Source organism: Shewanella sp. 10N.286.51.B8, assembly GCF_041469325.1.
GTDB lineage: Bacteria > Pseudomonadota > Gammaproteobacteria > Enterobacterales > Shewanellaceae > Shewanella.
On the sequence record NZ_JBFRKG010000065.1, the window covers coordinates 1 to 1,406 of the forward strand.

Genomic DNA, 1,406 nt, shown 5'->3' on the forward strand with positions numbered 1-1,406 from the left:
AAGTTTTTAATCATTAATTGTTTAAGTACAGGATACACACTTATTACCCCCAAGGTTATCCACACAGCGAGCCAAAAAGTGGCACTCTAGGGATAATATACCAACCGCTTAAATTGTGTTAAGCCCAGTAATAGAAAAGGATAACATTCATTTTTGTGCTGGTGCCATGTAACGCTTAACTCAAAACACGGCAATGACTACCGTAAAACTATCTACCAGTTTTGGAGCTGTGAATTTTCGAGCTTTCTAAAAGGTCATAATTTATCCGCATAAGTTCCAATGCGGCATTCAATTCTAGTTCAACATGAGGAAATTAGCATAAAAAACAATATTATTTTAAGCACTGCAGCCTCAATGTTAATAGCATTACTCCCCAGCCACAGAAATAGTCATGTTAGTGCTGCTAACAGGCCAATCCAGGTAATCGTTGTTGATTAAAGTTTTTTAGCAAAGAATGTCGTTCGTAAAGAGACTATCCAGTAAGTAGAAGAGCTGAAGAGTTCTTTAGTAATAGAACACAAACACTGCACGTTGTAAGAAGATATTTTCAATGCAATAGCCTTAATTAACCGTTATATAAAAGATAAAAGCTTCAAATAATTCACCAAACCAGATCTGCTAATATTAGCTCTACTGATCTATTCCAGTTTTATTAAAACCATAAACGCAAAAAGCCCGCTACACAGTGACGGGCTTAATATTGATTAGACGATTGGCGATGACCCCATTTCATATAGGCATGTCGTCCACACTGATTACCAGCAAGTTTTACTAAACATAACACCAAATAGGGATTATTCGTATTAGGCGCTTGGCGATGTTCAGCTGCGGAGGAATCCTCCGCGCTCCATGTCTGCATAAAGCGTTGCTTTATAAACACAGACATTGCACCCTACTTTCACATGGCCATGTCGTCCACACTGATTTCGAGTAGGCTATTAACTAAACCTAACACCAAAAGGACTTATTTATTTTAAAATCCTAAACGAAAAAATCCCTGACTCATAGAGTCAGGGATTATTCTAATTTAGCGTCTGGAAATGACCTACTTTCACATGGGGAGACCCCACACTATCATCGGCGCGATTGCGTTTCACTACTGAGTTCGGGATGGGATCAGGTGGTACCACAATGCTATTGTCTCCAGACAAATCTGGTTTGAAGATGGTGCTGATACCCAGAATCGAACTGGGGACCTCATCCTTACCAAGGATGCGCTCTACCGACTGAGCCATATCAGCATTATCTTGTTTCTTTTCACTAATTGAGTGAAATAAATTAGGCGCTTGGCGATGACCTACTTTCACATGGGGAGACCCCACACTATCATCGGCGCGATTGCGTTTCACTACTGAGTTCGGGATGGGATCAGGTGGTACCACAATGCTATTGTCACCAAGCAAATT

The 1,406-nt window shown here is 40.3% G+C and carries 1 protein-coding gene, 1 tRNA gene and 2 rRNA genes; all 4 read right to left on the reverse strand.

Annotation, left to right across the window (positions count from 1 at the left end; genetic code table 11):
* Positions 1-694 precede the first annotated feature (694 nt).
* On the reverse strand, positions 695-886 hold the full coding sequence (locus AB4160_RS19150) for a hypothetical protein (RefSeq protein WP_372006037.1): 192 nt from the start codon (positions 884-886) through the stop codon (positions 695-697).
* Between the two features lie 146 nt (positions 887-1,032).
* Positions 1,033-1,148 (reverse strand): 5S ribosomal RNA (gene rrf / locus AB4160_RS19155).
* Positions 1,149-1,165: 17 nt separating this feature from the next.
* A tRNA-Thr gene (locus AB4160_RS19160) sits at positions 1,166-1,241 on the reverse strand.
* 43 nt (positions 1,242-1,284) lie between these two features.
* Positions 1,285-1,400: ribosomal RNA gene (rrf, locus tag AB4160_RS19165) — 5S ribosomal RNA — on the reverse strand.
* Positions 1,401-1,406: the final 6 nt, after the last annotated feature.